The following is a 6,542-nucleotide window of genomic DNA, read 5'->3' as shown; positions in this document are numbered from 1 at the left end:
CGGCCGGCCGCAAAGTGCCAGCCAGCAAACTCTCGGAAAATTCGGGCATTGGGGTGGGCGATCTCATTGTCTCGCAAAGTAACCGGTGTCATTCCTCGGCAGGACGGGAATGCGCAGCGACAGAGGGAGGATCAGCATGGCACATCGAGCAGCGCGGGGCGCATATCTGTTGGCGAAACTTGCGGGCGGCGCATCGCTTGCCGCGCTGGTGATGGCGCCGGCGTACGCGCAGGACGCGGCAGCGGCACCGGACGATGCGGATGCGATCGTCGTCACCGGCATTCGCGCTTCGCTCGAACAGGCGGCGGATATCAAGCGCGAAGCGCCGCAGGTGATGGACGTCATCACTGCCGAGGATGTCGGCAAGCTGCCCGACGCCAATGTCGCCGAGGCGCTGCAGCGCGTCACCGGCGTCCAGATCACCCGCGTGTTCGGCGAGGGCCAGTCGGTGTCGGTGCGCGGGCTCCAGCAGGTTCGTGTCGAAGTCGACGGACGCACCCTGCTCGGCTGGTCGGCGCGTCTGTCGCCGCCCGAAAACGACCAGCTCGGCCGCTCGTCGGGCCTCGATTCGGTGCCGTCGAGCCTGTTCGGCCGGTTGGAAGTGCGCAAGTCGCCGCTCGCCAGCCAGGCCGAAGGCGGGCTTGGCGGCACGGTCAACCTCGTCACGCCGAAGCCGCTGTCGTTCAAGGAGCCGACGATCTCGGTCCGCGCGCAGGGCGTCTATTCGGAAAATTCGGACAAGTTCGAACCGGCGATCACGGGTTTCGCAACGACCAAATTCGCCGATGGCCGCATCGGCATCATGCTTGCGGGCGAATATCAGAAGCGCACCTCGGTGACGCAGACGTTCGAGCGCAACAATTTCCTGAACCGTACCTACACCGGCACAGATGGCGGCGTGATTCCGACCCCGACGCTGCTGCAATATGAGCAGTTCACCGTCGACCGCTCGCGCCTCGGCCTCAACGGCGCGATCCAGTTCGAGGTCACCCCCGAATTCACGATCACCGCCGATGCGCTCTATTCGAAGCTCAAGACCGGGCGCCGGCAGGATTTTTTCGCTTTTCGCCTGCCGACGGGTAGCAATCCCGTCACCAATCGCGTCGTCGAGGACGGCATGGTCGTCGCCGGCAACGCCAACGGTACCGTCACCACCGCGGGACAGATCCGCAACGAGCCGACCGAAAGCTTTCTTTACGGGCTCAACGGCAAATATGAGGGCGACAACGGGCTGACGATCGAGGCCGACGGCTATTACAGCAAGGGCACGATCGACCAGACGATCCAGATCATCACCTTGCAGGGTACCGCGCTGGTTCCCGGCGCGTTCGATTTCCGCGACAACACCATCCCGTCGCTCGATCTCGGCAGCTTCGACCCCACCGACTATGACTCCTACAATCCGGCGAACAACGGCGTGCGCAGCAACCGCCTGATCGGCCTGCTCGAGGAATGGACGGGCAAGCTCGACGTCAGCTACGAAACCGGCGGCGGCGTGACGATCGCGGCAGGCGTGCGCTATACAGACCTGCATGCCAGGTCGAACGCCTTCCGCAGCCAGGTCACCCCGACCCGCGCCGAGATCGAACCCTATCTGAAGCGCATCGATGCCGGCGATTTCCTGTCGGATATTCCGGGGACCTTCCCGCGCAGCTTTTTGAGCACCGCGCCGACCTTCGACTATGTCTTCAACCGCGCGCAGGCGGCCGAGCCCAACCCCGATCCGAACGGCAAGTCGACCTTGCTGCCCAACCTGCAGCGCGATTACGACTTCAGCGAAAAGACGCTTGCGGGTTATCTGATGGTATCGGGCGAGGGCGAGATCGCCGGAATCCCGTACAAGGCGAATGCGGGCGTGCGCATTGCATCGACGCGGCTGTCGGTCGACAGCTACGTCAACGTTGGCACGGTCAGCACGCTGCGCAACGACAAGAATCGCTACACCAACGTGCTCCCCAGCGCGAACATTGCCTTCAACGTCAGCGATGATTTCCTGATTCGCGTGTCGGGGTCGCAGACGATGCAGCGCGCGTCGATCGCCGATCTCGCGCCGTCGACTTTCTTCAACGCGACCAACCTGTCGGTCACCGGTGGCAATGTGAATCTCGAACCGCCGATCTCGACGCAGGCCGATGTCAGCTTCGAATATTATACGGGCAAGAGCTCGCTGATTTCGGGCGCGGTCTTCTACAAGGACGTCAAGAATTTCATCGCCAGCTTCGTCACCACCGGCGTCGACCTCAATCTCGACGACCACGGCCGCGAACTGACCTTCTCGCGCCCCGAAAATCTCGCGAGCGCCAAGATCAAGGGCTTCGAAATCGGTATCCAGCAGTTCATGGATTTCCTGCCCTCGCCGCTCGACGGTTTCGGCGTGATTGCCAACTACACCTATTCGGATTCGGAGGATAATGCCGGCTTCCCGCTCGTCGCGGTGTCGAAGAACAGCTACAACCTCGTCGGCCTGTACGAGAAAGGTCCCTTCTCGGCGCGCCTCGCCTATAATTACCGCGACGAGGCGGTGTTCGAATTTTCCGAGGGGCGCCCGAGCTTCGTCGGCTCGCGCTCGCAGCTCGACGCGCAGGTCGGGCTCGACATCACGGAGAATTTCGCGCTGTCGCTGCAGGCACAGAATTTGATGCCGAAGAAATCGGCGACGAGCGAGTATAGCAATTTCAACACGACCGCGCTCAACAGCTATGCCTTGTCCGAGCGGCGTTTCTCGGTCGGGTTGCGCGCAAAATTCTGATCCACTGGAGTGGCGGCGCCGTTTCGCGGCGCCGCCATGACCGGGCGATCGCAGGGAGAGAGATTTGATGACGACGGGTAATCGGGCCGCGCGCCTCGTTTCTGGACTGGCGCTGGGCGCGGCGCTGATTTTCCCGGCGCAGGCGCAGCCCGCGACATTGCCCGCGATCCTTTCGGACCCCGCTGTCGCCAAGGCCAACCCGCTCCCCGATTTCAGCTATGCCGGCTATGGTTTCGGCCTTGCCCCGCTCCCCGCCGACGCGGGGACGATCGTCGATGTCACCGACCATGGCGCGATCCCCGACGACGGGCTCGACGACACCAAGGCGGTGCTGCGCGCGCTCGCCGCCGCCAATGCGGTGAAGGGCAAGGTGACGCTGCGTTTTCCCAGGGGGCGCACGCAGATCACCGAGGTACTGCGGATCACACGCAGCGATATCGTCCTCGACGGGGCGGGCAATGGCCCGGGCGGCAGCGAGCTCTGGTTCCCCCGCCCGCTGAAGCTCATCGACAAAAGCCACGATTATGACGAGCTGCGCGAATATCTGGTGCGCGAGAAGAAGCAGCAGGTCGAGCCCGAGCATAATATCGACTATCTCTTCACCGAATATACCTGGTCGGGGGGGATGATCTATGTCGCCCCCGAGGGCAGCCGCCCGGTCTCCTATGACGGGACGAAGGATGTCCGCGACCCGGTGCTCGCGACCGGGGTGTCGGGCAAGCAGTTCAGCCGCACGCTGGCGGTCGACGATGCGGCGAAGCTCAAGGTCGGCGACGTCGTGCAGCTGCAATGGTTTTCGGGCGAGGGGCCGAAGAGCCAGATATTGAAATCGCTCTATGGCGACACCGACCTTCCAATCGGATCGCACCACTGGACCTTTCCGAACCGGCCGGTGGTCGCGCAGGCGACGCGTGTTGTGGCGGTGCGCGGCAAGACGGTGACACTCGGCGATCCGCTGCTCCATGACGTGCGCGCCGACCAGCCCGCGGTGATTGCCGGCTGGCAGCATCTGACGAACGTCGGCATCCAGAACCTGCGGCTGCAATTTCCCGAAGCTCCGGCGTTCGGCCATCATCTCGAGCAGGGCTATAACGGCATCTACATGACGGGCGTCTTTGACGGCTGGGTGAAGGGGCTGACGATCGACCGGTCGGACAGCGGCATCCTCACCGACAATGCCGCGAGCCTGACGATCGCCGATATCACGACCACGGGCGATCGCCGCGCGCATTATTCGGTGCATGTCGGCGCAGTGCACAATGTGCTCGTCAAGGATCTGAAGGTCGAGAACCCCGTCGTCCATCCGGTCAGCATCAACACCCGCTCGACGCGGTCGGTGTTCCTGCGCTCGGTCGTCGACAAGGAAGCGATCATCGACCAGCACAGCGGATCGAACCACCAGAATCTGTTCGACGCGATCGAGATGCACATCGATCCGAAACAGGTGAAGGGCGCCTGGCAATATCAGCTGTGGGTCGGCGGCGGCGCTCCCTACTGGAAGCCCGGCCACGGGCTCTACAACACGCTGTGGAATGCGAAACTGGTAATGCCCGAGGGCATTCCCGCCGACGCTACGGTCGCGATCACCAGCGGGCTCGAAGGCCCGGGCGAGCGGATCGTCGGCCTCCACGCCAACCGCAGGATCGAGGTTCGCTATAATCCTGCGCCCTATATCGAAGCGACGGGGCAGGCGGTCGATGGCGCGCCGTCGCTCTACGAATATCAGCTGGCGCGCCGGCGCCGCTGAGCCTCAGCGTGCCGCCGGCGGCGCGACCGACTGGCGCTCGACGAAGGTCGAGGCAAGGCTGGCGGTGTCGGGATCGGCGGGCTGGATCGTTCCGGTCAGGAAATCGGGAACCAGATTATGCGCTGCGCGCACCCCCATTTCGCGGATCGGCCAGCGCACCGTGCTGAGCGCGGGCCAGATATGCGTCGCGGTCGGCGAATCGTCGAAGCCGATGATCGACAGCGCGCCCGGAACCGATATGCTCTTGGCATGCGCGACGCTCATCACGCCGGCGGCCATTTCGTCGTTCGAGCAGAAGATCGCGGTTGGCGGTTCGGCGAGCGACAGCAATCGCTCGCCCGCGTCGATACCCGCCGCGAACCGATAATTGCCGGGTTCGTTGAGCTCGTCGGCGAGCGTCAGCCCGGCGGCCGCCAGCGCTTCGAGAAAGCCCTTCTCGCGTTCGGCGGCCGAGCGGAAACCGACGGGACCGCGGACGAAGCCGATGCGGCGATGGCCGAGCGCGACCAGCTTTCCGACCGCCTCGCCGACCACTTCGCGATCATTCGACGACACGCAATGCTGCGGATCGTCGAGCGGCGCCGAGCCGACGCGGACATAGCGTACGCCGAGGCTGTCGCAGAGCGCGGCGAGATCGTCATTCTCCGAAATCGGCGGCAACAGCATCGCGCCGATCGGCCGCTGCTTTTCGAGGAAGGTACGCACATCGTCGAGCATCTTGTCCGACGTCCGGTCGACCGGGCGGACGAGCAGCGCCAGGTCGCTGTCCTTGATCGCGTCGAGCACGCCCTGCTGGAAATTCAGCACCGTCTGCGCATTGGGGTTGTCGTGGAGCAGCGCGATCAGGAAATTGCGGCGAAAGGCGAGCGCGCGCGCCTGCGGATTGGGAACGAAGCCGAGCTGCTCGATCGCTTCCCGGACCGCGGTCCGCGTCTTTTCGCTGATGAATTCGGACCGGTTGATCACCCGGCTGACCGTCTTTTTCGAAACCCCGGCGAGCGCCGCCACATCGTTGATCGTCGGTTGTCTGGATCCCGGTCCGGTCGTTTGAGCCGCCATATACTTCTGCTTTCCCCTGCAAGTCATGCCGATCGGGCGCGATGTCCCTGCCCTGCCTGTCCTGCCGCCATCCTGATGGGCGTTCGGGCCAGCAAAATCAACCGCATCCATGGCTATTCGCTTGCTTTTGACACCGGTGTCTTTTAGAGACATTCGCCGAAGAGGGAAATCACAAAATATGGCATCGACCAGCGACCCGAACATTGTGGCCCAGGCCTTTCTTGCGGCACGCGCGAAAAAGACACCGCTTACCGTCTATCCTGGCGCGTTTCCGCAAACGATGGCGGAGGCTTATGCCATCCAGGATGCGGCCATCGTGCTCGACGGGCGCCGCGTCGGCGGATGGAAAGTCGGGCGAATCGCCGCCGACCTCGTCGACCGCTACGGTGGCAACCGCCTGACCGGCCCGATCTTCTGCGACGAGATCGTCGACGGCAGCGCCGCACAGGCGCCCGCGATGCCCGTCTATGCCGCCGGCTTTGCGGCGGCCGAGGCCGAGGTGCTGCTATGCTTCGGCGAGATCGGCGCGCGCGATTATGATCTGTCCTCGGTCCGCGACTGCATCGTCGATGTCCGCACCGGCCTCGAGATCGCGAGTTCGCCCTTTATCGGGATCAACCGGCACGGCCCGGCCGTCACGGCTTCGGACTATGGCAACAACAAGGGGCTTGTCCTCGGTCCGTCGATCCCCGACTGGCGCGAGACCGACCTCATCGCCATGCCTGTCGAGATGGCGATCGACGACGAGACCGTCGGCACGGCCACGATGGAAACGATGCTCGATGGTCCGTTCGGATCGGCGCTGTTCCTGATCCGCACGCTTCGCGCGCGCGGCATCGCGATCCCGCCCGGAACCTGGGTGTCCGCCGGCGCGATTACCGGAATTCACGAAATACGACCCGGCCAGCGCGCCGATGCAGTGTTCGACGGAAAAATCCGCGTCAGCTGCTCCATCACAGGCTAACAGGCCAAACGGGAGAGAAACAT

Annotated in this window: 4 protein-coding genes; 3 read left to right on the top strand and 1 reads right to left on the bottom strand. The window is 63.9% G+C overall.

Features of this window, described 5'->3' with window-relative positions; all coding sequences use genetic code 11:
• The first annotated feature begins 136 nt into the window (after window positions 1–136).
• Both VGD20_RS05230 and VGD20_RS05225 read left to right on the top strand, forming a co-directional pair.
• A complete protein-coding gene (locus tag VGD20_RS05230; RefSeq protein WP_331133434.1) occupies window positions 137–2,749 on the top strand; it encodes a TonB-dependent receptor in 2,613 nt (870 codons plus the stop codon).
• A gap of 67 nt (window positions 2,750–2,816) precedes the next feature.
• A complete protein-coding gene (locus tag VGD20_RS05225) occupies window positions 2,817–4,496 on the top strand; it encodes a hypothetical protein (protein ID WP_331133433.1) in 1,680 nt (559 codons plus the stop codon).
• A 3-nt stretch (window positions 4,497–4,499) separates the two neighbouring features.
• On the opposite strand, the gene VGD20_RS05220 is transcribed toward VGD20_RS05225, so the two are convergent.
• A complete protein-coding gene (locus VGD20_RS05220; RefSeq protein WP_331133432.1) occupies window positions 4,500–5,555 on the bottom strand; it encodes a LacI family DNA-binding transcriptional regulator in 1,056 nt (351 codons plus the stop codon).
• A gap of 178 nt (window positions 5,556–5,733) precedes the next feature.
• Here VGD20_RS05220 and VGD20_RS05215 point away from each other — a divergent pair, with 178 nt between their 5' ends.
• Window positions 5,734–6,519: a 2-keto-4-pentenoate hydratase gene (locus VGD20_RS05215; protein ID WP_331133431.1), complete on the top strand. Its 786-nt coding sequence runs from the start codon at window positions 5,734–5,736 to the stop codon at window positions 6,517–6,519.
• The last annotated feature ends 23 nt before the right edge of the window (window positions 6,520–6,542 follow it).

The organism is Sphingopyxis sp. (assembly GCF_036402335.1).
GTDB lineage: Bacteria > Pseudomonadota > Alphaproteobacteria > Sphingomonadales > Sphingomonadaceae > Sphingopyxis.
This window is presented reverse-complemented; position numbering and strand designations above follow the sequence as displayed.

What these genes read in the sequence shown, in the direction of transcription:
- VGD20_RS05230 (WP_331133434.1), top strand. Translation starts at nt 137, where the DNA reads ATGGCACATCGAGCAGCGCGGGGCGCATATCTGTTGGCGAAACTTGCG.
- VGD20_RS05225 (WP_331133433.1), top strand. Translation starts at nt 2,817, where the DNA reads ATGACGACGGGTAATCGGGCCGCGCGCCTCGTTTCTGGACTGGCGCTG.
- VGD20_RS05220 (WP_331133432.1), bottom strand. Translation starts at nt 5,555, where the DNA reads ATGGCGGCTCAAACGACCGGACCGGGATCCAGACAACCGACGATCAAC.
- VGD20_RS05215 (WP_331133431.1), top strand. Translation starts at nt 5,734, where the DNA reads ATGGCATCGACCAGCGACCCGAACATTGTGGCCCAGGCCTTTCTTGCG.